The sequence below is a fragment of the Mesorhizobium sp. M8A.F.Ca.ET.218.01.1.1 genome, assembly GCF_004791165.1.
Lineage (GTDB): Bacteria > Pseudomonadota > Alphaproteobacteria > Rhizobiales > Rhizobiaceae > Mesorhizobium.
Genome location: NZ_SRUZ01000001.1, coordinates 1083029 through 1109113, shown reverse-complemented (window position 1 = coordinate 1109113; position 26085 = coordinate 1083029). Strand labels below are relative to the sequence as shown.

Genomic DNA, 26085 nt, shown 5'->3' with positions numbered 1-26085 from the left:
AACGGCCTTCACCACAACAGCTGATATGGCGGAGTTCTAGCAACCAATCGGTTAAGGGCGTTCTAATCGGACGCCAGTCGCATCGAAACGGTTCGAGCGGAACCGTTTTCTGAAAGCCTAGAGCTTGCGCAGCGCCACTTCCTCGACCAGGTGGTCGGCGCCCTTGCGCAGGATCAAGTCGGCGCGGGCGCGCGTCGGCAGGATGTTCTCGCGCAGGTTCTTCAGGTTGATGTTGGTCCACAGGCCCTCGGCGATTGCCTTGGCCGCATCCTCCGACAGCCGCGAATAGCGATGGAAGAAGGAGTCCGGGTTGCGGAAGGCGGTCTCGCGCAGCCGCATGAAGCGGGAAATATACCACTGGTGGATCAGCTTCTCATCGGCATCGATATAGATGGCGAAGTCGAAGAAGTCCGACAGGAAAGGCACGATCTTGCCGTCCTGCGGCAGCTTGCCCGGCTGCAGCACGTTGATGCCTTCGAAGATCAGGATGTCGGGCCGGTCGATGGTGACGAACTCGCCGGGGATGACGTCATAGGTGAGGTGCGAATAGACCGGCGCGCGGACGTCGGGCAACGCCGACTTGATGCCCGAGAGGAAACGCAGCAGCGCGCCGACATCGTAGCTGTCGGGAAACCCCTTGCGCTCCATCAGGTTTTCGCGGCGCAGCACCTCGTTGGGCAGCAGGAAGCCGTCGGTGGTGATGAGGTCGACCTTGGGGCTCGACGGCCATCGCGCCAGCAATTCCTTCAGCACGCGCGCCGTGGTCGATTTGCCGACCGCGACCGAACCGGCGATGCCGATGATGAACGGCGTCTTGGCGACATCGACGGCATTGAAGAAGGCCTGGCGCTGCCTGAAAAGAAGCTGGCTCGCCTCGACATGCGCCGACAAAAGCCGCGACAGCGACAGATAGATGCGCTTGACCTCTTCGAGGTCGACCGGGTCGTTGAGCGACCGCAGGCGGCGAAACTCGTCCTCGCTCAGCGTCAGCGGGGTGTCGGCGCGGAATTGCGACCATTGCTCGGCCGAGAAAAAGCGAAACGGGGAATATTTCTCGGTTGGCGCGAGCTGATCCATCGAGATACCTGCCCTCCCTCGCGGTCAGCCCTTGGGCCGTGACGCCTTCTCGGCGATGCCCGAACGCCCGGTGCGGCCTTCGAGCTCCCTGAGCACGTCGTTCAGCGGAACGCCCGCTATGCCGAGAACGACGAGCCAATGATATATGAGATCGGCGCTTTCCGAAACGAGGCCCTGTTTGTCGCCCTTGACGGCGGCAATCACGGTCTCGACCGCCTCCTCGCCGAGCTTCTGCGCCGCCTTGTCCATGCCGCGCGAAAACAGCTTGGCCGTCCATGAGTCCGGATCGCCGGAATGGGCGCGGTCACTGACGATTTTTTCCAGGTCGGAGAGCGAAAACTCGGCCATGTCAGTCTATCTTCTTGTTTAAGCCTGCTCTTTTCCGAAAGCCGGTTCAAGGAACATGCTCTAGGACCTGTTTCCCAGCGAGTCCAGCCGCATCGGCAGGCCGGCCGCGGCCATATGCGCCTTGGCTTGCGCGATGGTGTAGGTGCCGAAGTGGAAGATGGAGGCCGCCAGAACAGCCCCTGCATGGCCGTCACGAATGCCTTCGACCATATGATCCAGCGTGCCGACGCCACCCGATGCAATGACTGGCGCACGCACCGCGTCCGATACCGCCCGGGTCAGCGCGATGTCGTAGCCGGCCTTGGTGCCGTCGCGGTCCATCGAGGTCAACAGGATCTCGCCGGCGCCGCGATCGACCATTTTTCGCGCAAACTCGATGGCGTCGATGCCGGTCTTTTCGCGCCCGCCATGGGTGAAGATTTCCCAGCGGTCGGCTTCATTGGGCGCCGACACTTTCTTGGCGTCGATGGCGACGACGATGCACTGGTTGCCGAACTTGTCGGCGGCTTCGGCGACGAAATCCGGATTCTTCACCGCGGCCGTGTTGATCGACACCTTGTCGGCGCCGGCCAGCAGCAATTTCCTGATGTCGGAGACCTGGCGCACGCCGCCGCCGACGGTCAGCGGCATGAAGCATTGTTCGGCGGTGCGGGCGATGACGTCGAAGATGGTCTCGCGATTGTCCGACGAAGCGGTGATGTCGAGAAAGCAGAGCTCGTCGGCGCCGGCGGCATCATAGGCCTTGGCTGCCTCCACCGGATCGCCGGCGTCGATGAGATCGACGAAATTGACGCCCTTGACGACACGGCCGTCCTTGACGTCGAGGCAAGGGATGACACGGGCTTTCAGCATCAGCGGCCCTCTATCGTGGCAAGCAGATCGTTGAGCAACTGGCCGACCAGCGGCGGCACCTCGGCCTGGGCATCGAAGGCCGGATCGTAAGCGGAAACGGTGATGCCGACGACCGGCACCGCAAGCGCCATGGCGCAGGCCGCGTGGCGCAGCTGCTCCGCGTTCGGTCCGCCTGATGTGACATAGCGGTTGGCCTGCAGCGCCTTGGGATCATGCACGTCGAGATCGAGATGCATGTGCACGCTGTTGGCGCCGGCGGCCTTCAGTTGTTCCGTCGCTTGCGCCACGCCGGGGCATTCCGTCCGGATGACCGGCAATGTTTCGAGAAGTTTTTCCTCCGCCGGATCGAGATCGCGGGCGTTGACGAGCACGCAGCGCGCGGGATCGATCGGCCTGAAGCCGGGAATGGCCGATGCCATCGGGCGCCAGCACAGGCCGAGCACCGTCGACAGCGCCATGCCGTCGAGAAAACCGTATACGGACGTCTCGGGCGTGTTGAGGTCGCCATGCTGGTCGGCCCAGATGATGGCGTCGGCGCCTTCGCCGGCGACCGCGCCGGCACTGGTCAGGCAGTTTCCGGCCAGCACGATGGGAAACCGCCCCCTGTCGCGGGCGATGCGGACCTCGCCCGAGACGGCGTTGCAGACGGCGAAACCCGTGGCGATCTCGCGCTCCTGGTCGTCACCGACCCTGCCGATATCTTCGACCGTGACGTCATGGCCGGCAAGGGTCAAGGCGTCGACCAGCCCGCCCGAGATCAGCGCGTCGGGCCCCTGGCCCATGCCGCCATGATAGTGGCCGCTGTCATAGGAGGCCAGGATGAGCGAAACCTTCACGACCGCGTCTCCGTCGCCGGCCTGACCTGCAGGATCGCCAGCGCCTCTGCGGGATCGATGCGGCCGTCATAGAGCGCGCGGCCCGAGATGGCGCCTTCGAGTTTTTGCGCGTCGGGCATGGTCATGCGCACGATATCGGCGATCGAAGCCAGTCCGCCGGAGGCGATGACCGGGATCGACACGGCGTCGGCGAGATCGATGGTGGCGTCCCAGTTGATGCCGGTCAGCACGCCGTCGCGGTCGATGTCGGTGTAGATGATGGCGGCCACGCCGGCGCCCTCGAATTTCCTGGCCAGTTCGATGACGCCGAGGCTCGACGCCTCGGCCCAGCCTTCGACGGCAACCTTGCCGGCCTTGGCATCGATGCCGACGGCCACCTTGCCCGGAAATGCCTTGCAGGCCTGCCTGACCAGATCGGGATCGCGCACCGCCACCGTGCCGAGGATGACGCGGGCCAGCCCACGATCGAGCCAATCCTCGATCTGCGCAATCGTGCGGATGCCGCCGCCGAGCTGCACCGGGTTCTTCGTCGCTTTCAGGATGGCGCCGACCGCGGCGCTGTTGACGCTCTGGCCCTGAAAAGCGCCGTTGAGATCGACGACATGCAGCCACTCAAAACCCTGCTTCTCGAAGGCCTTGGCCTGCGCGGCCGGATCGTCATTGTAGATGGTCGCGGTAGCCATGTCGCCGTGCTTCAGGCGCACGCATTGGCCGTCCTTGAGGTCGATGGCTGGAAACAGGATCACTCAGGCACCCTCGACGATGGCGAAATGTCCGGTCGAAGAAGCCAGCCTGTTTTGCAACGCTGTCTGGTAGGCTGGCGATCGATAGCAGCTGAGCGCGGTTTCGTAAGAGTCGAACTCAACCACCACCTGCCTGCCAAATTCCGACCCTTCGGGATTGGTCACTTGTCCGCCGCGCACGAGATAGCGGCCTCCGAAAGACGAAACCGCGTCGCCGATGGCGTCGCGGTAACGCTGATATCCTTCCGGGTCTGTCACCGTCAGCATCACTAGCCAATAGCCCTTCTTGTTCATGGTGTTCAGGGCCTCCAGCGCAGGAAATTCGTGATCAGCGCCAGGCCCAGCGCCTGGCTCTTTTCAGGATGGAACTGCGTGCCGGCGAGATTGTCGCGGGCGACCGTGGCGGTCACCGGGCCGCCATAGTCGGCAACCGCAAGGAGCTCGTCGGAGTTTTTCGCATCGAGATGGTAGGAGTGGACGAAATAGGCATGCAGCCCGTCTGGCCCGGTCGGAATGCCGGAAAACAGCGGGTGCCGACGCCTCAATTCGATCGTGTTCCAGCCGATCTGCGGAATCTTCAGCGCCGGATCGGCAGGCTGGATCTCCTTGACGTCGCCCGATATCCAGCCGAAGCCGTTGGTGATGGTCTTCTCGAGGCCGCGCTGCGACATCAGCTGCATGCCGACGCAAATGCCCAGGAAAGGCCGGCCCTTGGCGATGGCGACCTCCTCGACCGCCTCCCACATGCCCTCGACGGCGCGCAGGCCGGCCGCGCAATCGGCGTAAGCGCCGACGCCGGGCAGGACGATGCGGTCCGCGGTGCGCACACGGTCGGCATCGGCCGTCAGGTCGATCTCGGCCGCGATGCCGGCCTCACGCGCGGCGCGCTCGAAAGCCTTGGTGGCCGAGCGCAGATTGCCCGAACCGTAATCGATGATCGCAACGCGCATCTCAGCGCCGTCCCGGAATGTGGGTCAGCCCCAGCGCCATGCCGGGCTGCGCCGGGCGCGCCAGAGCGGCATCCGGAACGATGCGCGGCGCGGGTGCCGCTTCATCCGAAAGACCTTCGATCTCAAGGGCATAGCGCATGTCGGCGTCCCCGAGCCGACCGGCCTCGACGACGCCCCATTCATGCCAGCCGCGGCGGCGCATCGCCGCGATGCGCAATCCCTGGCCCTCCAGGCCGACATAGAGCGAGACGAGCAGCGACAGCAGCGAGCCGGCCACGCCGAGGCCAAGTTTCTGACCAAGCATCGAAAGCACGCCCATGATGACAAAGGCCAGCGCCGCTTCGACCCACAGCCGGTGCCAGGCAAGCCACAGCGGCGGCACCAGCAGGCCGAGCCAGGTGAAGCCGTCGCGGACCAACGTCGTCATGTCGACTTTCTCGCTGCGGCCAGGTGGCTCCATCACGACATAGGCGGTCATGAGGCTATCCCTTCAAAGAACCCTTGGTGGAGGGAACCGCGTCGGGCTGGCGCGGATCGCGCTGGAGCGCGGCGCGCAGCGCGCGCGCCACCGCCTTGAAGCAGGTCTCGGCGATATGATGGTTGTTGGCGCCATAGTGGTTGGTGACATGCAGCGTGATGCCGGCATTCTGCGCCAGCGCCTGGAAGAACTCACGCACCAGTTCGGTGTCGAAGGTGCCGATCTTGGGCGACGAGAACGAAACGTTCCAGACCAGGAAGGGGCGGCCAGAGACGTCGATCGCCGCACGCGTCAGCGTCTCGTCCATGGCAAGGTCGATCGAGGCATAGCGCATGATGCCGCGCCGCTCGCCCAACGCCTTGGTCAAGGCCTGGCCGAGCGCGATGCCGGTGTCCTCGACCGTGTGGTGGTCGTCTATGTGCAGGTCGCCCTTGGCCCTGACGGTCATGTCGATCAGCGAATGGCGGGAAAGCTGGTCCAGCATATGGTCGAAGAAGCCGACGCCGGTGGCGATGTCCGATTTGCCGGAGCCGTCGACATGGATCGACACCGAGATGTCGGTTTCCCTGGTCTTGCGGCTTGCATCGGCGGAACGGGGCGCCATCACTCTATCCTTGTGCCAGTGGTTCAGACCGCGACCGGTTCACGGGCCTCAAGCGCTCGCTGGCTTGAAAACGAGAGCCTTCTAGCAGCATGATCCGGCGATTGCCAGTTGCGATCCCGGCCGCTATCGAGCGGTTTGCAATCATTGGCCCCATGCATACATATGGCCGATCAAAGTCACTCGTACCGCGCCAAATCGCCTTTTAAAGGGATGGCGCTGCTCGGAGCAGGAAATGTCCAATGAATTGACCATGCATGCCACGACGATCGTGACCGTGCGCAAGGGCAACAAGGTGGTGATCGCCGGCGACGGCCAGGTCAGCCTTGGCCAGACCATCATGAAGGGCAATGCCCGCAAAGTGCGCCGCATCGGCAAGGGCGGCAATGTGATTGCCGGCTTTGCCGGTGCCACCGCCGATGCCTTCACGCTGCTGGAGCGGCTCGAAGCCAAGCTCGAACAGTATCCTGACCAACTCACCCGCGCCTGCGTCGAGCTCGCCAAGGACTGGCGCACCGACCGTTATCTGCGCCGGCTGGAGGCGATGATGCTGGTTGCCGACAAGTCGGTCTCGCTGGCCCTGACGGGCAATGGTGACGTGCTGGAGCCCGAACATGGCGTCATGGCCATCGGTTCGGGCGGCAATTACGCTCTGGCCGCGGCGCGCGCGCTGATGGACACCGACAAGGATGCCGAGGAGATCGCCCGCAAGGCGATGCAGATCGCCTCCGACATCTGCGTCTACACCAACAACAATTTCGTCGTCGAAACGCTCGATGCCGCCTGAGAGGGTGGTGCTCTACGATTTTCGGCCGGTGACCAAAAAGGACCTGCCGATGATCGCCGGCTGGCTGGCCGAGCCGCATGTCGCCGAGTGGTGGGACGATCCGGAGACGGAAATCGCAGAGATTGCCGATCACATAGACAGCATTTCCGTCGAGCCGCTGATCGTGGAGCTCGACGGCAAGCCGATCGCTTATCTCCAAAGCTACGACCCGCATATGGAGGACGATCATCCCTATTCCGATCAGCCGTTCGGCACGCTCGGCATTGATCTTTCGATCGGCCGGCCGGAACTGGTCGGCATCGGCCATGGCTCGGCGATCGTGCGCCAGTTCGTCGAAGACCTGTTCGAGGAAGGCGTGCCGCGCGTCATCATCGACCCCGATCCCGCCAACATCAGGGCCATTCGCGCCTATGAAAAGGCGGGATTTCGGGCCATTGATCGCAGGCAATCGATCTATGGCGACGTCGTGCTGATGGCGATCGACGCCGAAGACGCGCAAGTGGGGTAATCCAGGGCATGGCCACATCCAGCGACGACAAGAGCCTTTCTGCTTACGAGGATAGCTGGCGGATGGGGCTGATTATCGTCGCCGGCCTGCTCGTCGCCCAGGCCGTCACGCTCTACCTGATGGGCCATCCGCCGATCTGTACCTGCGGTTATGTCAAGCTGTGGCATGGCGTGGTGAACAGTTCGGAGAATTCCCAGCACATTTCGGACTGGTACACCTTTTCCCACATCATCCACGGCTTCCTGTTCTATGCGCTGGCCCGGTTCCTGTTCCCGCGCTCGCCGATCGGCTTGCGGCTGGCATTCGCCGTCCTCATCGAGGGCGGCTGGGAAATCCTCGAAAACAGCCCGTTCATCATCGAGCGCTACCGCGCCGGCACCATCTCGCTCGATTATTACGGGGACAGCATCATCAATTCGGTGTCCGACACACTGGCCATGGTGCTGGGATTTGTGATGGCGCGAAGGCTACCTATATGGGTGATCGTCAGCCTCGCCATCCTCTTCGAACTGGGTACCGGCTATCTCATCCGGGACAATCTGACGCTCAACGTGATCATGCTGCTGCATCCGTTCGAGGCCATCAAGCAGTGGCAAAGTGGAATTTAGTGATATGAGCACATTTTCTCCCCGCGAAATCGTTTCGGAACTCGACCGCTTCATCATCGGCCAGAAGGACGCCAAGCGCGCCGTGGCCATCGCCTTGCGCAACCGCTGGCGCCGCCAGCAGCTCGAAGGCCAGATGCGCGAAGAGGTGATGCCGAAGAATATCCTGATGATCGGCCCGACAGGCGTCGGCAAGACCGAGATCTCGCGCCGCCTGGCGCGGCTGGCCGGCGCGCCGTTCGTCAAGGTCGAGGCGACCAAATTCACCGAAGTCGGCTATGTCGGCCGCGACGTCGAGCAGATCATCCGCGACCTGGTCGAGATCGCCATCGGCCTGGTGCGCGAGAAGATGCGAGAGGACGTCAAGGCGCGCGCCCATGTCAACGCCGAGGAGCGTGTACTGGAAACTCTAGTCGGCAAGACGGCGAGCCCGGCGACGCGCGACAGCTTCCGCAAGAAACTGCGCGACGGCGAACTCGACGACAAGGAAATCGAGATCGAGGTGGCCGACACCGGCAATGGCGGCATGCCCGGCTTCGAGATTCCCGGCATGCCGGGCGCCAATATCGGCGTGCTCAACATCAACGACATGCTGTCGAAGGCGATGGGCGGCAAGAAGACCAAGCTGCGCAAGACCACGGTGAAGGAATCCTACGACCTGCTGGTCGCAGACGAGTCCGACAAGCTGCTCGACCAGGACGAGGTGGTGCGCCGGGCGCTGGACGCGGCGGAGAATGACGGCATCGTCTTCCTCGACGAGATCGACAAGATCGCGGCCAGGTCTGACATTTCGGGCGGCCCTTCGCGTGAAGGCGTGCAGCGTGATCTGCTGCCGCTGGTCGAAGGCACCACGGTGGCGACCAAATACGGGCCGTTGAAGACGGATCACATCCTGTTCATCGCGTCGGGCGCATTCCACGTCTCGAAGCCGTCCGACCTGCTGCCGGAATTGCAGGGACGCCTGCCGATCCGCGTCGAGCTGCGTGCGCTGGAGAAGGAGGACTTCGTCCGTATCCTGACCGAGACCGAGGCCAGCCTGATCAAGCAGTATATCGCGCTGATGAAGACCGAGGGCGTCGAGCTCACCTTCACCGACGACGCCATCGATTCGCTCGCCGGCGTCGCCGTCGACCTCAACGCCAGTATCGAGAATATCGGCGCGAGGCGGCTGCAGACGGTGATGGAGCGGGTGCTGGACGAGATCTCCTACGATGCGCCCGACCGCAACGGCACGGCCGTCACAATCGACGCTGCCTATGTCCAGAAGCATGTCGGCGACCTCTCCAGAAACACGGATCTGTCGCGGTTCATCCTTTGAACGGCAGCGCCGGACCGTTCCGGCGCGGGATCCGGTGACACCTTCCGGCAGGAGCCATGTGTGGCCAGATGGTACCATCTGGCCACCTTTCGTCTCGCCGGATGATGACGCGCTCTCGACTCAACCAAGAGCAATACCCTAGTTTGCGCGGCAATTCTCTAGGCGGCGGCGCATGAAAAAACTCATCCTGGTCATTCTCGGCTTGACGCTGGCGGCGACGCTGTTCGCCGCCGACGCGGCGACATTGGTGCCGGCGGGAAACCGCAATGCCGAGCAGCCGGACATTCCCGGCGCCTCAAGCCGACGCACGCAGGCGACCAACACCACCTTCCAGGCGAAGTACCGCAAGGTCTACGCGCTGCTGCAGAACGACGCCGATCTGCGCGCCAAGATCAAGAAGGCGGCAAGCGCCTATGGCATCGACCCCTTGCATATCGTTGGCGCCATCGTCGGCGAGCACACCTACAATGTCGACGCCTATGACCGACTGCAGACCTACTACGTCAAGGCGATCTCCTATCTCTCGAGCAAGCTCTCCTTCGCCTATGACGGCGAGGACATCACCGATTTCGTGCAGCGACCGGAATTCAAGAAATGCGCCGCGATTTCGGACAGCTACGATCTGTGGGAATGCCGCGAACAGGTCTGGAACCGTTCGTTTCGCGGCAAGACAGTCGGCGGCGAGGATTTCCCCGACAACCGTTTCGGCGCCACCTTCTTCCAGCCCTACTATGCCGGCCAGACCTTCGGCCTCGGCCAGCTCAACCCGTTGACCGCCCTGCAGATGAGCGACCTCGTGCACAAGGTGTCCGGCTTGCCGAAGCTCGACGTCTCCGATCCCAACTCGGTCTACAAGACCATCATGGATCCGGACCTGACGCTGCCATATGTCGCGGCGACGATCAGGAAGTCGATCGACGCCTATAAGAGCATCGCCGGCTTCGACATTTCGGGCAATCCAGGACTGACCGCCACGCTCTACAATGTCGGCAATCCGGAGCAGCGCGCCTATGCGCTGAAGGCTGAAAACGGCAAGCGCCGCGCCGCCGGCGAGCCGGAGAAGCTGCCGGAAGAGAATTATTACGGCTGGCTGGTCAACGACAAGCTGCCGGAGCTCAGGGCGCTGTTCTAGCGGCTCCGGCGTGGTGGCATTAGCTCGTTGACGCCTGGGCCGCCCCTCATTGTCCTGCCGGACATTTCTCCCCGTATAGTGACGGGGAGAAAGATGCTGATATCAATGATTTCGCCAATTTTTAGCGGTGCATGATGAATTGCGGCGAGGGTGCCACAGCTCCCTTCTCCCCGTTCTACGGGGACAAGATGCCGGCAGGCAGATGAGGGGCGGCGCCGCCATCGGCGAGCCGATGTGACCGTTCAGGCGCCAGCAACGCCTTCAGCTTGACGTCAGGCGATCCCAGCGCCTCCACCGACGGCTTCGCTCGCTTGCCGATCAGCATTTCGGCGAGCCTTATGTCGCGGGCCACCGCATTGCCCGGGCCGATGCCGCTGGCCGCCACCAGCCTGCCTTCCTCGGCCAGATGAAACAGGATGAAGGCGCCGTCACTGAGATCGCGACGCACCGTGCTGCGGCCTTCGTCGGAAAGTCCGGCGATCTGTAGGGACAGGCCATATTGATCCGACCAGAACCACGGCACCGCCGCATGCGCCTCGCCGGCGCCAAGCATGTTCCTGGCCCCCAGCGCGCCCTGTTCCTGCGCATTGCGCCAGGCTTCCAGCCGCACGCGGCGGCCGCCATAGACGGCGAGCGGAAACGAGCAGCAATCGCCGGCGGCGAAGATGTCGGGATCGCTGCTGCGCAGCTCGGCGTCGACTGCGATGCCATTTTCGATGGCCAGGCCGGCTTCCGCCGCGAGCCCGGTCACGGGCACGGCGCCGATGCCGATGACGGCGAGGTCGGCTGATATCTCGCGCCCGCCGGCAAGCATCACTCGCACCTCCTTGCCGTCGTCGGCGATGGAGGCGATGCCTTGCCCGCAGACCACGTCGACACCCTCGGCGACATGCGCTTTGTGAATGATTTCGGCGATCTCGGCCGGAACGCCACGCATCAGGATGCGCGGCTGCGCCTCGATGACGGTGACCGAAGCGCCGAGCTTGCGCGCCGCCGCGGCAAGCTCGAGGCCGATGAAGCCGCCGCCGATGACGGCGATGCGGTTGCCGGCACGAAGATGGGCGCGAATGGCCAGCGCGTCGGCGAAGGTTCTGAGATAGACGCAGCGCCCGCCAAGGCCAGGCATCGGCAGCTTGCGCGGCGTCGAGCCGGTGGCGAGCAGCAGCTTGTCGTAGGGCAGCGCCGAGCCGTCGGACAGGCGCACCGTGTGCGCCGCGCGATCGATAGCCACGGCCTGGACGGAATGGATATGCCGGATCGATTTTTCGGCCAGCACCTCGTCGCTGGCGATCGCCTTGATTGCCGGCGCGTCGCTGGCCATCGCCTCCTTGGACAAAGGCGGCCTCTCATAGGGCAGATGCGGCTCGTCGCCGACCAGCGTCACCGGCCCGTCATAGCCGAGATCGCGCAAGGCGAGTGCGGCCCGACCGCCGCATTCCCCGGCTCCGATGATCACCATCCCGCGTGCCATGCCGGTCACCCGATCTGAACGAGGACTTTGCCGGCGTCGACCTTGACCGGATAGGTCTTGATGTTGACGCAGACCGGCGCGCCCCTGGCCGCGCCGGTCTTGTAGTTGAAGCGGCCATTGTGCTTGGGACATTCGATGATGTCATCCATCACCAGCCCGTCGGCGAGATGCACCTTCTCATGCGTGCAAAGTCCGTCGGTGGCGAAATACTCGTCGTCCGGGCTGCGATAGATGGCGAAGGTGCGCCCGCCATGATCGAAGCGCATCACGTCCTCTTCATCGATGTCACCGGCGGCGCACGCCTCGACCCAATCGCTCATTCAGTCCTCCCCTGGAGCCGTTCGATGTCATTCCGCCGCCGTGGCGACGGCGTCGTTGTGGAATTCCTCGCGGTATGGCCTGGCGGTCGGCGGCAGCTCGCGCTTGAGGAAATAATCCTCGTTGCGCAGCTGGCGGCGGAAGACCGGGATCATCTCGCGGTACCCGGCCAGGATCGATCGCGTCGGTGCCGGCAGATCGTGCTTGATCAGCGCATGCAGCCTGGGCAGCGCATGGTAGGGCACCATCGGGAACATGTGATGCTCGACGTGGTAGTTCATGTTCCAGTAGATGAAGCGGCTGATCGGGTTCATGTAGACGGTGCGGCTGTTCAGCCGGTGATCGGTGACGTTCTCGGCCAGCCCGCCATGCTGCAGCAGGCCGACCATGACATGATGCCAGGCACCGTAGAGCCTGGGCAGGCCGACCAGCATCAAGGGCAGGAACGATCCGGTGTAGAGCGCCAGCGCGATGGTCGCGGCATAGATCGCCGTCCAGATGCGGGCAATGCGGATCGCCTTCTGCTGTTCCTGCTCGGGAATGAAGGTCTTCTCGGCCGCGCTGATGTTGCCGGCGGCGTTGCGCAGCATGTCTGACATCGCGTGCCAGGCGTCGAGCACGCCGACAAAACCGAGGACGAGGCGCACCAGGTCCGGCGGCCGCATGACCGAAATCTCAGGGTCGCGGCCGACGATGATGGTGTCGGTGTGATGGCGCGTGTGGCTCCAGCGCCAGGTCACCGGATTGCGCATGATCATGAAGCAGGCGACCTGATAGACCGCATCATTCATCCACTGCGTGCGGAACGCCGTGCCGTGGCCGCATTCGTGCCAGCGTGAATCGGTGGATGAGCCGTAGAGCACACCATAGGCGAAGAAGAACGGTACGCACCACCAGCTGCCCCAGAACCAGGCGCCGCCGGCGCCGCTGATGGCGAGGGCGGCCAGCCAGATCGCCGTGTCGCGGATCGCCGGACCATCGGAGCGCTGCATCAGCTCCTTTATCTGCTTGCGGGGAATGTCGGTGTGATACCACTCGGCCGCCGACAGGCCGTTTTCGACGGCAAGTCGGGCGTCGCGGCCGATCAGGCTATAATCACGCCGGGACGGCGCTGCGGTCATGATTGCCTCCCAAGGCAGGGGCATTCGCCATGCGAATGCCGATCACCACTGGTTTCATGCCTAGAAATAACGCCGCGCCATGATAGACTCAACGTCACAAAGATAGTTTCTATCATTTCCTATCAAAGTGGTATATCAATACCAGGCAATCGAACGGGGCGATCATGGCGAAACGGCCGACCATAACAGATCTGGCGCGCGTCTCCGGCGTCAGCGTCGCCACGGTGGACCGCGTGCTCAACAATCGCTTGCCGGTTCGCGAGGAAACGGCACGCCGCGTCTACGAGACCGCGACCGAGATCGGCTATCACGCGGCCGGCCTGATCAAGCAGCGTATGCGCCATGAATTGCCGGAATACCGGCTCGGCTTCCTGCTTTTGAGAGGCAACGACGTCTTCTACACGGAGTTCGCGCGGCAACTCGAACTCGCGGTGTCGCAATCGCAGCGCTTTCGCGGCGTCGCGATCATCGACTTCGCCGTTTCGCTGACGCCGGACGAAATCGTCGAGCACACGCGCAAGCTGGCGGCCAAGTGCAAGGCCGTCGCCCTGGTCGGGCCGGATCACCCGGCGCTGACGGTCATTGTCGAGGAGATGAAGGCCAGGGGATTGCCGGTTTTTTCGCTGCTGTCCGACTTCGCCGCCGGCATTCGCGAGGGCTATGTCGGCCTCGACAACCGCAAGGTCGGGCGCACGGCAGCCTGGATGATCTCGAAAGCGGCGAAGCGGCCGGGCAAGGTCGCGCTTTTCGTCGGCAGCCACCGCTTCCACGGCCATGAACTGCGCGAGATCGGCTTCCGCTCCTTCTTCCGCGAACAGGCGCCGGACTTCACCCTGCTCGAAACGCTGGTCAATCTCGAGGCCAACCAGATCACGCAGGACACGCTGCTCGACCTGCTCGGCCGTCATCCGGACCTCGTCGGCTGCTATGTCGCGGGCGGCGGCATGGAAGGCGCGGTCGCGGCGCTTAGGCAGGCCAAGCCAGCAGAGATGCCAGCGGTGGTCTGCAACGAGATATCGGCGGTCTCGCGATCCGCCCTGGCGGACGGGGTGCTGACCATGGTGATCTCCACGCCTCTGGCGGCTTTGTGCCGCGAACTGCTCGATCTCATGGCGCACGCCATCGAGACGGGCGCGGCTAACGCTCCCGGCCAGACCTTCCTGCCGTTCGACATCTACCTGCCCGAGAACATCTAGCGCGCCAGGGCTTTCAGCGCGTCGCCCGACGGGGGCATCCAAATTTGACGCATTAATGATTGCTAATATATACATGCCCGATGGGCGGAGATGGGTTTGGGTACATCGCTTTTGGGAGCGACGAGCTCTATGCGCGTGGCGCGCTCTTCAGCGCCCTTCGCCTGCTTTACTATTGCCCGGATGCCAGGGTCATGGTCCTGACCGACAGGCCCTCCATTTTCGACGGCTATCCTATCGAAACGATCGAGCTAACGGCCGAGAGAAAGGCCGAGATGTCCTTCGGCAATCGATACAGGTTTGGCATCAAGGCAGCCGGCATCGTCGATTTGCTGCGGCGTTGCGAGCGCCTGTTCTTCATGGACACGGACATGTATCCGACCGGCGACATATCGCGATGTTTCAGGCGAATTACAGCGTTGTCCTCCATAATGTGGCGGTGCGAAGGGCGCCCAAAGGCCCCTTATCGAGCGCTCGAAGGCAAAGGGCTCTCAATTGGAGGCCACATCCTGACCGGAGATGAAACCATGTGGGCGAGCGGCGTCCTTGGCGTTCATCATAACAACATTCCTGCGCTGGAGCGAGCATACGCCGCCAGCGAGAGAGTCAGTGAAATCGTGCGTTTGCATACCCCGGAACAATTCTGCATCGGCGTCGCGCTATCACAGGATGGGCGAACGATCAGCCGCCAGCAGCTGCCTATCCGCAATTACACCACCACCGGAACAAAGCTTCACGCCCGAAGGCGAATTGGAGTTTTCTTCGATGTCAGCGGCAAGCTCAGCGTCGAACAGCAGGTGAGGCAGGCGGCGGGATACAGGGTCTGGAGAGCGCCGCTCGATCTCTTGCTGCAGAGAGACATCTGGCATTTCTGAACTGCCATCGCCTGTCGACGGCATCCAGGGAACGGACCTGGCGCGCTGATGCCATAGGCCTCGCCGCCGGCGGCGGGCGTGCGCCTGTCTGCTCCGCCGCCAAGCCAGCGGCATTCTTCCGGCAGCATCCGCACACCGTCGACGCGTCCGCCAAAATCGCACGTCCGGTTTTGGAATCGCCCTTGACGCCTCCCGACGAAATGGAATAAATATTTCATCGGTGATGTATTTTGGTCCTTACGTTCCGGGAACATCTGTTTCAAACACAGGCTTTGGCGTTCCAGCAAACGGCAGGCGCCACCGGGGAGAAGACAATCGGGAGAGATTCCCCGGGGAGATCGGGGATTCCGGAGAAATCGGTGCAACCGGACACCAAAGTGGAGGAGAGATTAAAATGAAGAAACTGCTTTTGGGCGTCGCCTTCGCGGCGCTGATGAGTTCATCGGCCATGGCCGCCAAGATCGGCGTCTCGATGGCCAAGTTCGACGACAATTTCCTTACCGTGCTGCGCAACGGCATGATCGAGCAGGCCAAGGGCATGAGCGGCGTCGAGCTGCAGGTCGAGGACGCGCAGAACGACGTCGCCAAGCAACTCGACCAGATCAAGAACTTCGCCGCTTCGGGCGTCGACGCCATCATCGTCAACCCGGTCGACACCTCGGCCACGCAGGCAATGTCGGATGCGGCCGCCGCGGCCAAGATCCCGCTGGTCTATGTCAACCGCCAGCCGGTCAATGTCGACACGTTGCCCGACAACCAGGCCTTCGTCGCTTCCAATGAGGCCGATTCCGGCACGCTCGAAACCAAGGAAGTCTGCCGCCTGTTCAAGGAAGCCGGCAAGAAGGAAGCCAATGTCTATGTCATCATGGGCGAGCTTTCCAACCAGGCCGCCGTGCAGCGCACCAAGGACATCGACGATGTCATCGCCACCCCGGACTGCAGCTTCATTAAGATCATCGACAAGCAGACCTCGAACTGGGATCGCGACCAGGCGCAGAACCTGATGACCAACTGGCTGTCGACCGGCAAGAAGTTCGACGGCGTCATCGCCAACAATGACGAAAGCGCCATCGGTGCCATCCAGGCGATGAAGGCCGCCAACATCGACATGAAGTCGGTTGTCGTCGGCGGCGTCGACGCCACCCAGGACGCGCTTGCCGCCATGCAGGCGGGCGACCTCGATGCCACCGTGTTCCAGGATGCCGCCGGCCAGGGCGCGGGCGCGCTGGACGCGGCGCTGAAGCTCGCCAAGGGCGAGAAGGTCGAACACAAGGTCTATGTCCCGTTCCAGCTGGTCACGCCTGCGAACATCGACAAGTTCTTGAAGAAGAACTGAGCCGCGGACATACGGAGCGGCGCTCTCGCGTAAAGGCAGCGCCGCTCCTCTTCCCCCTCGGCGCCTGAAAGGTGCTCGAGGAACGACCGCGGCTGACGGAGGATAGAAGATTGGCACAGACATCTCACGGCGTCGGCGGCGTCGGCTATGACGCCAGGAAGCGTATATGGCCGGCCGAATTCAACGTCTTCCTGGCGCTCGTCATCCTCGTCGTCATCTTCGAGCTGATCGGCCGGATCTTTCTCGGCGACAGCTTCCTGTTCAACACCCGCAGCGACGTCTCCGGCATCTTCAACGAGGCGCGGCTGCAGATCATCATCCTGCAGGTGTCGATCGTCGGCATCATCGCCATTGGCGTCACGCAAGTGATCATCACCGGCGGCATCGACCTGTCCTCGGGCTCGATCGTCGGCGCGACCGCCATGATCGCCATGAGCTTCGCCCAGGTCGCGACCGTCAACGGCAATCCCAATCCCAAGGCGATGTTCCTGGCGCAGGGCTGGACCGACCTGCCGGTGATCGTGCCGGTGCTGGTGGCGATCGGCTGCGGCCTGCTCGCCGGCCTCGTCAACGGCGCCCTGATCGCCTACACGCGCATCCCGCCCTTCATCGCCACGCTCGGCATGATGGTCACCGCGCGCGGCATCGCCAAATGGTGGTCGAAGGGGCAGCCGATATCATTCCCGACCGACAGTTTCGCGGCAATAGGCAAGGGCCTGATGCCGGTCATCATCTTCCTGTCGCTGGCCGTGCTGTTCCAGCTCATCATGACCTACACCCGATACGGCAAGCACTGTTACGCGATCGGCTCCAACGAGGATGCCGCGCGCATGTCCGGCATCAAGATCGCCAACCACAAGATCCTCGTCTATGTCATCGCCGGCATTCTCGCCGCGCTCGCCGCCGTGGTGCTCTCCTCCAAGAACCTCACCGCCCAGGCCGGCATGGGCGTGATGTACGAACTCGACGCCATCGCCATGGCGGTCATCGGCGGCGTCTCGCTGTCGGGTGGCCGTGGCTCCATCATCGGCACGGTGATCGGCGCGCTCATCTTCGGCGTCATCATCTCCGGCTTCACCTTCCTGCGCCTCGACGCCTACTACCAGGAGATGGTCAAGGGCGTGATCATCGTCGGCGCGGTCGTTCTCGACCAGTGGCGCCAGCGCATGCGGGCATTGAGGGCTTGACCATGTCAGACATCGTCCTGAAGACCGAAAACCTCACCAAGCGCTATGGCGGCGTGCATGCACTTGAAGGCGCCAATTTCGAGCTGCGCAAGGGTGAGCATGTCGCCATCATGGGCGACAACGGCGCCGGCAAGTCGACCTTCGTGCGCCAGATCACCGCCGTCGAGCAGCGGACGAGCGGCCAGGTCTGGTTCGACGGCAAGGAAGTGAATTTCGCCGGCCCGATCGAGGCGCGCGAGGCGGGCATCGAGACGGTGTTCCAGAACCTGGCGCTGGCCGACGATCTCGACGTGCCGTCCAACCTGTTCCTCGGCCGCGAAAAGGTGCTGTTCAATCTGGGGCCATTCTCGATCCTCGACCGCAAATACATGCGCAAGGCGACCGAGGCGGCACTGGTCCGCACCGCGGTGAAAATTCCCAATTTGTCCAACACCATCCGCCACATGTCGGGCGGCCAGCGCCAATGCGTGGCGATCGCCAGGACGGCCACCTTTGCCTCCAAGCTGATCATCATGGACGAGCCGACGGCGGCCCTTGGCGTGCAGGAGACGGCGCAGGTCGAAAACATCATCCGCACGCTGAAGGACAATGGCGAGCCGCTGATCCTGATCAGCCACAACATGCGCCAGGTGTTCGACCTCTGCGACCGTATCGTCGTGTTCCGGCGCGGCCGCATCGTTGCCAATCTGCGCAAGGAGAATACCGACGGGCAGGACATCGTCTCCTACATCACCGGCGCCAAGACCGGGGAGGCGGAACTCGCGGCCTAAGGGCCGGGCGCGGCGGCGATGGTCATCGCCTTCCCGTCGATTTGTCTTGACCGGAAAATCATCCAGCGCCCATGACCGGCGCCCCGCTTCGAACCATCCCCTAGAGGAAAATTTCCATGACTGTTCGCTTCGCCCTCCTTGGTGCCGGCCGCATCGGCAAGGTCCACGCCCGCGCCGTGGGTTCCAACCCCCAGGCAAAACTGGTCGCCGTTGCCGACGCCTTCGAAAAGGCGGCAAGCGAACTGGCGAGCGCCTATGGCGCCGAGGTGCGTACCATCGACGCCATCGAAAAATCGAAAGACATCGACGCGGTCGTCATCTGCACGCCGACCGACACGCATGCCGATCTGATCGAGCGCTTCGCCAAGGCCGGTAAGGCGATCTTCTGCGAGAAGCCGATCGATCTCGACGTCAAGCGCGTCGAGAAGTGCCTGGCCGTGGTCGACAAGGCCAAGGCGACGCTGATGGTCGGCTTCAACAGGCGCTTCGACCCGCATTTCGCCGCCGTGCGCAAGGCGATTGACGACGGCGCCATCGGCACGGTCGAAATGGTCACCATCACCTCGCGTGATCCCGGCGCCCCGCCGCTCGACTACATCGCGCGCTCCGGCGGCATTTTCCGCGACATGACCATCCATGATTTCGACATGGCGCGCTTCCTGCTCGGCGAGGAGCCGGTGGCGGTCAGCGCCCATGCCTCGGTGCTGGTCGACAAGAAGATCGGCGAAGCCGGCGATTTCGACTCGGTCAGCGTCATCCTCGAAACCGCATCGGGCAAGCAGGCGGTCATCTCGAATTCGCGCCGCGCCACCTATGGCTACGACCAGCGCATCGAGGTGCATGGCTCGAAAGGCATGGTGGCGGCCGAGAACCAGCGGCCGGTGTCGATCGAACTGGCCAACGAGAAGGGCTATACGCGCCCGCCGCTGCACGACTTTTTCATGACCCGCTATCTCGACGCTTATGCCAATGAGATTGCTGCCTTCATCACGGCGGCGACAAAGGGCAAGAAGGCAGCGCCAAGCGGCGCCGATGGCCTTGTGGCACTGAAGCTGGCGGACGCGGCGCTGAAATCGGCGACGACAGGCAAGACAGTGCGCCTAGGCTAGACAGTAAGGTCGTCGATCTACAGGGCTTTATGACTAGCCGTAACATTCATCATGTCGTCATCCACGGGCGAAGCAAGGAGCGAAGCGACGCGGCGCAGACCCGAGGATCCATGCCGTTACATAGAAGCGGCTCCAACGGTTCAGAATTTTGGTCCGCTGCGTTCTTCGGCAGAGGTCACGGAATGGATCCTAGGGTCTCCGCGACGGAGCTTCGCTCCCGCTTCGCCCTAGGATGACGACGTTGGGGATACTTCGACCAAGTTTCCCAACGTCGCGATAAGGCACCGAAGAAACCTCAATGAATCTCATGAAACTGTTGGCAGTCAAGAACCCAGGAGCAGAGCAATGAGCACCGATCGTAATTCACAGACACGCGCCATCGTCACCGGCGGTGCGCAAGGCATCGGCTTCGCCGTCGCCGAGGCACTCGCCGACGAGGGCTGCCGGGCGCTGGCGCTCATCGGCCGCTCGCAGGAGAAGGGCGACAAGGCTGTTGCCCATTTCAAGAAATCTGGCGTCGACGCCATCTTCATCAGCGCCGACGTTTCGAAGGTTGCCGACTGCAAGCGTGCGGTCGCCACCGCGCTCTCGCATTTCGGTACGATCAACGCGCTGGTCAACGCCGCCGCCACCTCGGCGCGCGGCTCCCTGGTCGAGACATCGGAAGAGCTTTTCGACCAGATCTTCGACACCAATGTGCGCGGCCCCTTCTTCCTGATGCAGGGCGTGGTGGCGCATCTGCTGGAGAAAAAGGCACCCGGCTCGATCGTCAACGTGCTGTCGATGTCGGCGCATACCGGCCAGTCCTTCCTGACGCCCTATTCGACCAGCAAGGGCGCGCTGATGACGCTGACCAAGAACGTCGCCAACGCCTATCGCTTCAACCGCATCCGCTGCAACGCCGTGCTGCCCGGCTGGATGGACACCGAGGGCGAGGACATCGTGCAGAAGAAATGGCACGGCGCGCCCGACGACTGGCTGGCGAAGGCCGAAGCGGCCCAGCCGATGGGCCAGTTGGTGAAGCCGGGCCAGCTCGCGCGGCTGATCAGCTACATGGTCAGCCCGCAATCGGGCGTCATGACCGGATCGCTGGTCGACTACGACCAGAGCATCGCCGGCTCGTCGCCGGAATAGTGCCGACGTTGCGGCTGGCCCTTTCTCCCCGTCACTATACGGGGAGAAATGCCCGGCAGGGCAATGAGAGGCAGCACCGACTTTGACAATTACCGGTCCATACCCTGCCACCTCGCTTGTCTCTCCGACGTAGGCGCCGCCCCTCACCTGCCTGCCGGCATCCTCTCCCCGTATAGGGACGGGGAGAGGGGTGCTGTCATCGACGGTTTCGCCACCTGACCCTCATCGCCCCATCGACAAACGCCGCCGCTTCGACTATATGAGCGGCATGATCCACCTGTCCGCCACCTATTGGTACTTTAGCAGCTCGCTGGCGGCGGGAGGATTGCGCTCGATCTGAAGATTGCAGCAAACAGTCCGACAAGCCGCCAGACCTGGCGGCTTTTTTGTTTCAGCCGGCAGGTTCCCAAACAGGAGCAGAAAGCCGTGTTGACCACTACAGACGACCTTCGGGTCAAGGAACTTAGACTGCTGAGCACGCCGGAAGAGGTGATGCGCGAGATACCGCGCTCACTCACGGCGACACGCACCGTTGCCGCCTCGCGCAACGCCATCCACTCCATCCTGACAGGGGCCGACGATCGACTTGTTGTCATCGTCGGCCCTTGTTCCATTCATGATCCGGTCGCGGCCGTTGACTATGCCAGCCGTCTGGCGGCGCTGCGCGAGGCCCTGGCCGACCGGCTCGAGATCGTCATGCGGGTCTATTTCGAAAAGCCGCGCACCACTGTCGGCTGGAAAGGCCTGATCAACGATCCCGACCTCGACGGCAGCTTCAACATCGACAAGGGGCTGCGGATGGCGCGCAATGTGCTTTCCGCCGTCAACAATCTCGGCCTGCCGGCGGCGACCGAATTCCTCGACATGACGACGCCGCAATACATTGCCGACCTCGTCGCCTGGGGCGCCATTGGCGCGCGCACGACCGAAAGCCAGATCCACCGCGAGCTGGCCTCGGGCCTCTCCTGCCCGGTCGGCTTCAAGAACGGCACCGACGGCAATCTCAGGATCGCCGGCGAGGCGGTGAAGTCGGCCGCCCAGCCGCATCATTTCATGGCGGTGACCAAGGGCGGCCGCAGCGCGATTGCGGCGACGACCGGAAACGAGGATTGCCATGTCATCCTGCGCGGCGGTGTCCAGCCGAACTATGACACGGCAAGCGTCGAGGCTGCTTCGGTGGAACTCGCCCGCATCGGTATCGCGCCGCGCCTGATGATCGACGTGAGCCACGCCAACTCCAGCAAGAAGCCCGAGAACCAGCCGAAGGTGGCGGCGGACGTGGCAGGCCAGGTGGCGGCGGGCGACGAGCGCATCATCGGCGTCATGATCGAAAGCAATCTCGTCGCCGGCCGGCAGGATGTCGTGCCCGGCAAGCCGCTGGTCTACGGCCAGAGCATCACCGATGGCTGCATCGACTGGGCGACCACCGAGACCGTGCTGCACGGGCTTGCCGGTGCCGTAGAATGGCGCCGCTCGGCGCGGCGCGCCATGCTGGACAGCCGGCAAGGGGCCGCCTGACACGATGGCGATGCGGGAGGGGCGGCGCCGGGACTTACGCCGCCCTCAGCCCTTCCCATGCGGTGAAGACCGAGACCGCGAACAGCAGCAGCCCGGCGGCGCGCCCGGCAAGGACGGTCGCCCGCGGATTGGCGATCAGAAGGCTGCGGCTGCGGCCGGCAGAAATGGCCAGCCCGCCATAGATCGCCGCCTGCGTCAGCACGGTCAGCAGGCCCATGATCGTCGCCTGCATCCAGATCGGACCGTAGTGCGGTTTCAGGAACTGAGGGTAGACGGCCAGGACGAAGAGATAGGCCTTCGGGTTGATCAGGCAGGTCACGAAACCCTGGCGAAACGCTTTCCATGCGGAACGGCTGCCGGCCGGCCCCTCACGGCCGACGGTGATGGAGCTGCGCATCAGCGTGATGCCGATATAGGCCATGTAGGCGGCGCCGGCGATCAGCAGCGGCTTGAACAGGATCGGCACGAAATGCATGAGCAGGCCGACGCCGACAGCGCCGTTCAGCGTGTGTACCATGCCGCCGACCATGATGCCGCCGGTCGCGGCCAGCCCTCTGTCGCGTCCGCCGGTCAGCGCGTTGGCAAGCACGAACAGCATGTCCATGCCTGGAACGGCGATGATGCCGAACAGGAGAAGAAAGAAAAGCCAGAGATTTTCCGCGTAGCTCATGTCAGTTGCCTGTCGCCTCTTGGGGGCGTGCCGCCAAGGAATTGTTGATTTTCAAGCCGATGGGCGATCCTATAGATCGAGCCAACTGACGATGGTGTGTCAGTTGTGATCACAGCCGGGGAGAAAAATGCGCAAGGCCTCGCGCCTGTTCGAGATCATCCAGATCCTGCGGCTGGCCAGGCAGCCGGTGACGGCGGCAATGATTGCCGGGCAACTGGAAGTGACGATACGCTCGATCTACCGCGACATCGCCGCGCTGCAGGCCATGCGCGTCCCGATCGAGGGCGGCCGTGGCATCGGCTATATCCTGCGTCCCGGCTTCGACCTGCCGCCGCTGATGTTCTCGATCGAGGAGATGGAGGCGATCGTGCTGTCGCTGGCGTTGCTCGAGCGCACGGGAGACGACGAGCTCAAGCAGGCGGCCAAGCGCGTCAGCGCCAAGATCGCCGGCGCGGTGCCGCCGCCCTTGCGCCAGACGCTCGACGCCAATGCACTGCATGCCTGGGGCTTTGCCGCGCCCGCCGCCGGCACGATCGACCTGGCGCTGGTGCGCCGCGCCATCCGCGACGAGGAGAAGCTCGACCTTTCCTACCGCGACGAAGCAGGCCGTGCCTCCGAGCGGCTGATCCGCCCGATCGCGCTGATCTACTACGCCGAAACCGCCAACATCGTCGCCTGGTGCGAGCTGCGCCAGGCGATCCGCAATTTCCGCAGCGACCGCATCGAGGACTGCCAGCCGACCGGGTTACGCTTCAAGGGCGAAGGCGACCGCTTGCGGCAAATCTGGGTCAATGGCTGGGAGACTCCGGCAGCCAGTGGCTGAAGCGAGGGGATGAGTACTTAATCTCTCGCCGAGCAGTCGACCCCCACTCCGTCGAGCTTCGCTCGACACCTCTCCCCCGATCGACGGGGTAGAGGAAAGGCGCGTGTTCGCCGGCCTTAGCTCCCTTCCTCTCCCTCCGGAGGGGGGAGAGGTGGCTCGGCGAAGCCGAGACGGAGTGGGGGAAGGCGGTCCTAAACCGCGCAGTCTCTGAAAACTTGGCGTTATCTCACATCCACCCAGCGCTTCTCCTCGAAGGAGCGCGCCATCGCGTGCACGGTGCGCTCGATCTCCAGCCCTTCGGCGAACTCGATAAGCCGGGCCGGCTTGCCGGCCAGCCGCGTCAGCAATTCGTGGCACTCGATGATCTTGAGATCGTTGAAGCCGAGGCTGTGGCCGGGCGCCGGCACGAAAAGATCATAGGGCTTGTGCTGCGGCGCCACCAATATGGTGCGATAGCCCTGTTCGGTCGGTCGGTCCGACGTCAAATAGAGCTGGAATTCGTTCATCCGCTCCTGGTCGAACAGGACCGAACCCTTGGAGCCGAAGATCTGGATGGCGATACGGCCCTTGCGGCCCCAGGCCGAGCGGTTGACCTGCAGCGTTCCAGCAATGCCGTTTTCCAGATGCATCAGCACGCTGGCGATATCGTAGGTCTCGACCGCGCGGCGCCCGCCCGCCGCCAGCTTGCGGTCGGCATAGGGCTTGGCCATGTCGCAGATGACGCTGGCGACGCGGCCGAACAACGCCGTGACCAGCGACAGCGGATGCACGGCGAAATCGTCGAGCGCGCCATAGCCGGAAGTCGCTTCGTGCTTCCAGAAGAACGGCGCCTCGGGATCGGCCATGAAATCCTCGTCCATCTCGATGCGCAGATGGTTGACCTCGCCGATGATCTTCTCGTCGAGCAGCGCGCCGATGTGACGGATGGCCGGGCTCTGGATGTAATTGTAACCAAGCGCGGCAATCTTGCCTGATGTCTTGGCGGCGGCCGCCATTGCCTCGGCCTCGGCGAAGCTCGGCGCCATCGGCTTTTCGCACCACAGATGCTTGCCGGCTTCGAGGATGGCGATGGCCATTTCCGGATGAAACTGGTTGGGCGTCGTCAGCGAGACGACGTCGACCTCCGGATCGTTGACGACGGCACGCCAGTCGCCGGACGCCTTGGCAAAGCCGAACTCGCCGGCCTTGCGCCTGGCAAGGTCCTCGCTGACCTCGCCGAGATGGACGAGCCGCGGCTTGGTCGCATCGGGGAAGACGGCTCCCACTGCGCTCCACGCGATGGCGTGGCACTTGCCCATGAAACCCGTACCGATAAGACCTACGCCGACCATCCAACTTTCTCCACTGCCTGAGCGTTGGATGGATGAATTAGTCCATTTTCTCCGGAAATGGAATGTCTGCCTCATTTTTTATGGCGTTCTTGCGCAGGCCCGCTATGATGGGGCACAGAGAGCCTCCAGACAGGCTTGGGCGGAGACGATGGACGAACAGGTACCTCGCGACTTCGAGACGCTGCGCGCCACCATTCTGGACCGGCGCGAGAGCCTGCCCAAGCGCATCGCCCAGATCGCCGCCTATGCGCTCGACAATCCGGACGACATCGCGTTTGGCACCGCCGCCAGCATCGCCGCTTCGGCCGGTGTGCAGCCCTCGACCCTGATCCGCTTTGCCCAGCAACTCGGTTTCGACGGCTTTACCAGCCTGCAGCAGGTGTTCCGCGAGCGGTTGCGCGAGCGCAACTCCTCCTATGACGAGCGGCTGCAGGCGCTACGCGCCAAGGCCGAGGGCGGCGCCGGCCACCGGGCGATCTTCGACGGTTTCATTGCCGCCGCCAGCACCTCGCTCAACGACATTTCCCGCACACTGGACGACGCGCATCTGGAAGACGCTATCTCGCTGCTGGCAAAGGCGCAGACCATCTATGTCTTGGCCAAGCGGCGCTCCTATCCGGTGGCGAGCTATATCGCCTACGCGCTGGGCAAGCTGAAGATCCGCAACCAGCTGATCGAATCGGCTGCCGGCCTGAATGCCGAGATGGTCGGCTTCGCCACGCCGGCGGACGCCGTCATCGCCATCAGCTTCTCGCCCTACGCACCGGCCACGATCGAGGAAGCGCGCAGCATTTCCGAGCAGGGCGTACCGATCGTTGCCATCACCGACAGCTCATTCTCGCCGCTGGCCCAGTTCGCCAGGGTCTGGTTCGAGGTGGCCGAGGCGGATTTCGCCGGTTTCCGTTCGCTGTCGGCGACAATGGCGCTGGCCATGGCGCTGACCGTCGGCGTCGGCGAGAAGCGGCGTGACGCGAGCCGCAAGCGCAAGGCTTGA

General features: G+C 63.5%; 29 protein-coding genes. 15 read left to right on the top strand and 14 right to left on the bottom strand.

All coding sequences use genetic code 11. From position 1 onward, the window contains the following. Positions 1–117: 117 nt before the first annotated feature. The 9 genes from coaA to hisB are packed head-to-tail and all read right to left on the bottom strand — an operon-like array spanning position 118 to position 5888. Positions 118–1077 carry a type I pantothenate kinase gene (gene coaA, locus EN861_RS05370; RefSeq protein ID WP_127280827.1) on the bottom strand — a complete coding sequence of 320 codons (960 nt, stop codon included), beginning with the start codon at positions 1075–1077 and terminating at the stop codon, positions 118–120. A gap of 24 nt (positions 1078–1101) precedes the next feature. Then, positions 1102–1425, bottom strand: a complete 324-nt coding sequence (locus EN861_RS05365; protein ID WP_127280828.1) for a phosphoribosyl-ATP diphosphatase — start codon at positions 1423–1425, stop codon at positions 1102–1104. Between the two features lie 60 nt (positions 1426–1485). After that, entirely contained in the window at positions 1486–2280 is a 795-nt protein-coding gene (gene hisF / locus EN861_RS05360; RefSeq protein ID WP_167531401.1) for an imidazole glycerol phosphate synthase subunit HisF, read from the bottom strand. Further along, a complete protein-coding gene (locus tag EN861_RS05355) occupies positions 2277–3113 on the bottom strand; it encodes an arginase family protein (protein WP_135862737.1) in 837 nt (278 codons plus the stop codon). Before EN861_RS05355 ends, hisF begins: the two co-directional genes overlap by 4 nt. Beyond that, a complete protein-coding gene (gene hisA / locus EN861_RS05350) occupies positions 3110–3859 on the bottom strand; it encodes a 1-(5-phosphoribosyl)-5-[(5-phosphoribosylamino)methylideneamino]imidazole-4-carboxamide isomerase (RefSeq protein ID WP_135862733.1) in 750 nt (249 codons plus the stop codon). Before hisA ends, EN861_RS05355 begins: the two co-directional genes overlap by 4 nt. Further along, complete coding sequence (locus tag EN861_RS05345; protein WP_135862731.1) at positions 3860–4150, bottom strand: DUF1330 domain-containing protein; 291 nt, start codon at positions 4148–4150, stop codon at positions 3860–3862. A gap of 5 nt (positions 4151–4155) precedes the next feature. Next, positions 4156–4806 (bottom strand): imidazole glycerol phosphate synthase subunit HisH, encoded by a 651-nt coding sequence (hisH, locus tag EN861_RS05340; RefSeq protein ID WP_135862729.1) that lies wholly within the window; start codon positions 4804–4806, stop codon positions 4156–4158. Position 4807: 1 nt separating this feature from the next. Beyond that, positions 4808–5284 carry a DUF2628 domain-containing protein gene (locus EN861_RS05335; protein WP_127871192.1) on the bottom strand — a complete coding sequence of 159 codons (477 nt, stop codon included), beginning with the start codon at positions 5282–5284 and terminating at the stop codon, positions 4808–4810. A 4-nt stretch (positions 5285–5288) separates the two neighbouring features. Then, positions 5289–5888 (bottom strand): imidazoleglycerol-phosphate dehydratase HisB, encoded by a 600-nt coding sequence (gene hisB, locus EN861_RS05330; protein WP_135862726.1) that lies wholly within the window; start codon positions 5886–5888, stop codon positions 5289–5291. 232 nt (positions 5889–6120) lie between these two features. On the opposite strand from hisB, the gene hslV reads away from it, so the two are divergent. The 5 genes from hslV (at position 6121) to EN861_RS05305 (ending at position 10235) form a co-directional block, all read left to right on the top strand. After that, entirely contained in the window at positions 6121–6672 is a 552-nt protein-coding gene (hslV, locus tag EN861_RS05325; protein ID WP_127279611.1) for an ATP-dependent protease subunit HslV, read from the top strand. Then, the gene (locus tag EN861_RS05320) at positions 6662–7180 is read left to right on the top strand and encodes a GNAT family N-acetyltransferase (protein ID WP_135862724.1); all 519 of its coding nucleotides are present in this window, start codon (positions 6662–6664) and stop codon (positions 7178–7180) included. Before hslV ends, EN861_RS05320 begins: the two co-directional genes overlap by 11 nt. Before the next feature lie 8 nt (positions 7181–7188). Continuing rightward, entirely contained in the window at positions 7189–7788 is a 600-nt protein-coding gene (locus tag EN861_RS05315) for a DUF2585 domain-containing protein (RefSeq protein ID WP_135862722.1), read from the top strand. A 4-nt stretch (positions 7789–7792) separates the two neighbouring features. Then, positions 7793–9103, top strand: a complete 1311-nt coding sequence (gene hslU / locus EN861_RS05310) for an ATP-dependent protease ATPase subunit HslU (RefSeq protein WP_127871196.1) — start codon at positions 7793–7795, stop codon at positions 9101–9103. Between the two features lie 172 nt (positions 9104–9275). Then, a complete protein-coding gene (locus EN861_RS05305) occupies positions 9276–10235 on the top strand; it encodes a DUF1402 family protein (RefSeq protein WP_127871197.1) in 960 nt (319 codons plus the stop codon). A gap of 175 nt (positions 10236–10410) precedes the next feature. Here EN861_RS05305 and EN861_RS05295 read toward each other — a convergent pair whose 3' ends face one another. Genes EN861_RS05295 through EN861_RS05285 form a run of 3 tightly spaced genes read right to left on the bottom strand, consistent with a single transcriptional unit; the run spans position 10411 to position 13145 of the window. Further along, positions 10411–11706: an FAD-dependent oxidoreductase gene (locus EN861_RS05295; RefSeq protein WP_245511995.1), complete on the bottom strand. Its 1296-nt coding sequence runs from the start codon at positions 11704–11706 to the stop codon at positions 10411–10413. A gap of 5 nt (positions 11707–11711) precedes the next feature. Continuing rightward, positions 11712–12026 carry a MocE family 2Fe-2S type ferredoxin gene (locus EN861_RS05290; protein ID WP_127280380.1) on the bottom strand — a complete coding sequence of 105 codons (315 nt, stop codon included), beginning with the start codon at positions 12024–12026 and terminating at the stop codon, positions 11712–11714. Positions 12027–12053: 27 nt separating this feature from the next. Then, positions 12054–13145, bottom strand: coding sequence for a fatty acid desaturase family protein (locus EN861_RS05285; protein WP_135862720.1), 1092 nt, complete (start codon positions 13143–13145; stop codon positions 12054–12056). A gap of 164 nt (positions 13146–13309) precedes the next feature. On the opposite strand from EN861_RS05285, the gene EN861_RS05280 reads away from it, so the two are divergent. The 8 genes from EN861_RS05280 (at position 13310) to EN861_RS05245 (ending at position 22267) form a co-directional block, all read left to right on the top strand. After that, a complete protein-coding gene (locus tag EN861_RS05280; RefSeq protein WP_127871199.1) occupies positions 13310–14341 on the top strand; it encodes a LacI family DNA-binding transcriptional regulator in 1032 nt (343 codons plus the stop codon). Between the two features lie 191 nt (positions 14342–14532). Next, on the top strand, positions 14533–15213 hold the full coding sequence (locus tag EN861_RS05275; RefSeq protein ID WP_245464532.1) for a hypothetical protein: 681 nt from the start codon (positions 14533–14535) through the stop codon (positions 15211–15213). A gap of 394 nt (positions 15214–15607) precedes the next feature. Continuing rightward, a complete protein-coding gene (locus EN861_RS05270) occupies positions 15608–16549 on the top strand; it encodes a sugar ABC transporter substrate-binding protein (RefSeq protein ID WP_015314570.1) in 942 nt (313 codons plus the stop codon). A 110-nt stretch (positions 16550–16659) separates the two neighbouring features. Further along, positions 16660–17736 (top strand): ABC transporter permease, encoded by a 1077-nt coding sequence (locus tag EN861_RS05265; protein WP_127871200.1) that lies wholly within the window; start codon positions 16660–16662, stop codon positions 17734–17736. 2 nt (positions 17737–17738) lie between these two features. Next, positions 17739–18506: an ATP-binding cassette domain-containing protein gene (locus tag EN861_RS05260; protein ID WP_023772158.1), complete on the top strand. Its 768-nt coding sequence runs from the start codon at positions 17739–17741 to the stop codon at positions 18504–18506. Between the two features lie 116 nt (positions 18507–18622). Continuing rightward, positions 18623–19615, top strand: coding sequence for an inositol 2-dehydrogenase (gene iolG, locus EN861_RS05255; RefSeq protein ID WP_127279234.1), 993 nt, complete (start codon positions 18623–18625; stop codon positions 19613–19615). 345 nt (positions 19616–19960) lie between these two features. Then, a complete protein-coding gene (locus tag EN861_RS05250) occupies positions 19961–20749 on the top strand; it encodes an SDR family oxidoreductase (protein ID WP_127279235.1) in 789 nt (262 codons plus the stop codon). Positions 20750–21175: 426 nt separating this feature from the next. Further along, on the top strand, positions 21176–22267 hold the full coding sequence (locus tag EN861_RS05245; protein WP_127279236.1) for a 3-deoxy-7-phosphoheptulonate synthase: 1092 nt from the start codon (positions 21176–21178) through the stop codon (positions 22265–22267). A 34-nt stretch (positions 22268–22301) separates the two neighbouring features. Here the strand turns inward: EN861_RS05245 and EN861_RS05240 are convergent, their stop codons facing one another. Further along, complete coding sequence (locus tag EN861_RS05240; protein WP_135862718.1) at positions 22302–22937, bottom strand: LysE family translocator; 636 nt, start codon at positions 22935–22937, stop codon at positions 22302–22304. A gap of 127 nt (positions 22938–23064) precedes the next feature. Here EN861_RS05240 and EN861_RS05235 point away from each other — a divergent pair, with 127 nt between their 5' ends. Further along, complete coding sequence (locus EN861_RS05235) at positions 23065–23760, top strand: YafY family protein (RefSeq protein WP_127279238.1); 696 nt, start codon at positions 23065–23067, stop codon at positions 23758–23760. 221 nt (positions 23761–23981) lie between these two features. On the opposite strand, the gene EN861_RS05230 is transcribed toward EN861_RS05235, so the two are convergent. Next, positions 23982–25091: a Gfo/Idh/MocA family oxidoreductase gene (locus EN861_RS05230; protein ID WP_135862716.1), complete on the bottom strand. Its 1110-nt coding sequence runs from the start codon at positions 25089–25091 to the stop codon at positions 23982–23984. Positions 25092–25239: 148 nt separating this feature from the next. On the opposite strand from EN861_RS05230, the gene EN861_RS05225 reads away from it, so the two are divergent. After that, a complete protein-coding gene (locus tag EN861_RS05225) occupies positions 25240–26085 on the top strand; it encodes a MurR/RpiR family transcriptional regulator (protein ID WP_127280184.1) in 846 nt (281 codons plus the stop codon).

Bases quoted from the DNA above. Each gene is read 5' to 3' on its own strand.
- EN861_RS05315 (WP_135862722.1), top strand. From the start codon at position 7,189: ATGGCCACATCCAGCGACGACAAGAGCCTTTCTGCTTACGAGGATAGC.
- hslU (WP_127871196.1), top strand. From the start codon at position 7,793: ATGAGCACATTTTCTCCCCGCGAAATCGTTTCGGAACTCGACCGCTTC.
- EN861_RS05240 (WP_135862718.1), bottom strand. From the start codon at position 22,937: ATGAGCTACGCGGAAAATCTCTGGCTTTTCTTTCTTCTCCTGTTCGGC.
- EN861_RS05305 (WP_127871197.1), top strand. From the start codon at position 9,276: ATGAAAAAACTCATCCTGGTCATTCTCGGCTTGACGCTGGCGGCGACG.
- EN861_RS05295 (WP_245511995.1), bottom strand. From the start codon at position 11,706: ATGGCACGCGGGATGGTGATCATCGGAGCCGGGGAATGCGGCGGTCGG.
- EN861_RS05230 (WP_135862716.1), bottom strand. From the start codon at position 25,091: ATGGTCGGCGTAGGTCTTATCGGTACGGGTTTCATGGGCAAGTGCCAC.
- EN861_RS05290 (WP_127280380.1), bottom strand. From the start codon at position 12,026: ATGAGCGATTGGGTCGAGGCGTGCGCCGCCGGTGACATCGATGAAGAG.
- EN861_RS05260 (WP_023772158.1), top strand. From the start codon at position 17,739: ATGTCAGACATCGTCCTGAAGACCGAAAACCTCACCAAGCGCTATGGC.
- EN861_RS05250 (WP_127279235.1), top strand. From the start codon at position 19,961: ATGAGCACCGATCGTAATTCACAGACACGCGCCATCGTCACCGGCGGT.
- hslV (WP_127279611.1), top strand. From the start codon at position 6,121: ATGTCCAATGAATTGACCATGCATGCCACGACGATCGTGACCGTGCGC.
- EN861_RS05275 (WP_245464532.1), top strand. From the start codon at position 14,533: ATGGTCCTGACCGACAGGCCCTCCATTTTCGACGGCTATCCTATCGAA.
- EN861_RS05335 (WP_127871192.1), bottom strand. From the start codon at position 5,284: ATGACCGCCTATGTCGTGATGGAGCCACCTGGCCGCAGCGAGAAAGTC.
- EN861_RS05320 (WP_135862724.1), top strand. From the start codon at position 6,662: ATGCCGCCTGAGAGGGTGGTGCTCTACGATTTTCGGCCGGTGACCAAA.
- coaA (WP_127280827.1), bottom strand. From the start codon at position 1,077: ATGGATCAGCTCGCGCCAACCGAGAAATATTCCCCGTTTCGCTTTTTC.
- hisH (WP_135862729.1), bottom strand. From the start codon at position 4,806: ATGCGCGTTGCGATCATCGATTACGGTTCGGGCAATCTGCGCTCGGCC.
- EN861_RS05285 (WP_135862720.1), bottom strand. From the start codon at position 13,145: ATGACCGCAGCGCCGTCCCGGCGTGATTATAGCCTGATCGGCCGCGAC.
- EN861_RS05270 (WP_015314570.1), top strand. From the start codon at position 15,608: ATGAAGAAACTGCTTTTGGGCGTCGCCTTCGCGGCGCTGATGAGTTCA.
- EN861_RS05280 (WP_127871199.1), top strand. From the start codon at position 13,310: ATGGCGAAACGGCCGACCATAACAGATCTGGCGCGCGTCTCCGGCGTC.
- EN861_RS05225 (WP_127280184.1), top strand. From the start codon at position 25,240: ATGGACGAACAGGTACCTCGCGACTTCGAGACGCTGCGCGCCACCATT.
- hisB (WP_135862726.1), bottom strand. From the start codon at position 5,888: ATGGCGCCCCGTTCCGCCGATGCAAGCCGCAAGACCAGGGAAACCGAC.
- EN861_RS05365 (WP_127280828.1), bottom strand. From the start codon at position 1,425: ATGGCCGAGTTTTCGCTCTCCGACCTGGAAAAAATCGTCAGTGACCGC.
- iolG (WP_127279234.1), top strand. From the start codon at position 18,623: ATGACTGTTCGCTTCGCCCTCCTTGGTGCCGGCCGCATCGGCAAGGTC.
- EN861_RS05235 (WP_127279238.1), top strand. From the start codon at position 23,065: ATGCGCAAGGCCTCGCGCCTGTTCGAGATCATCCAGATCCTGCGGCTG.
- EN861_RS05345 (WP_135862731.1), bottom strand. From the start codon at position 4,150: ATGAACAAGAAGGGCTATTGGCTAGTGATGCTGACGGTGACAGACCCG.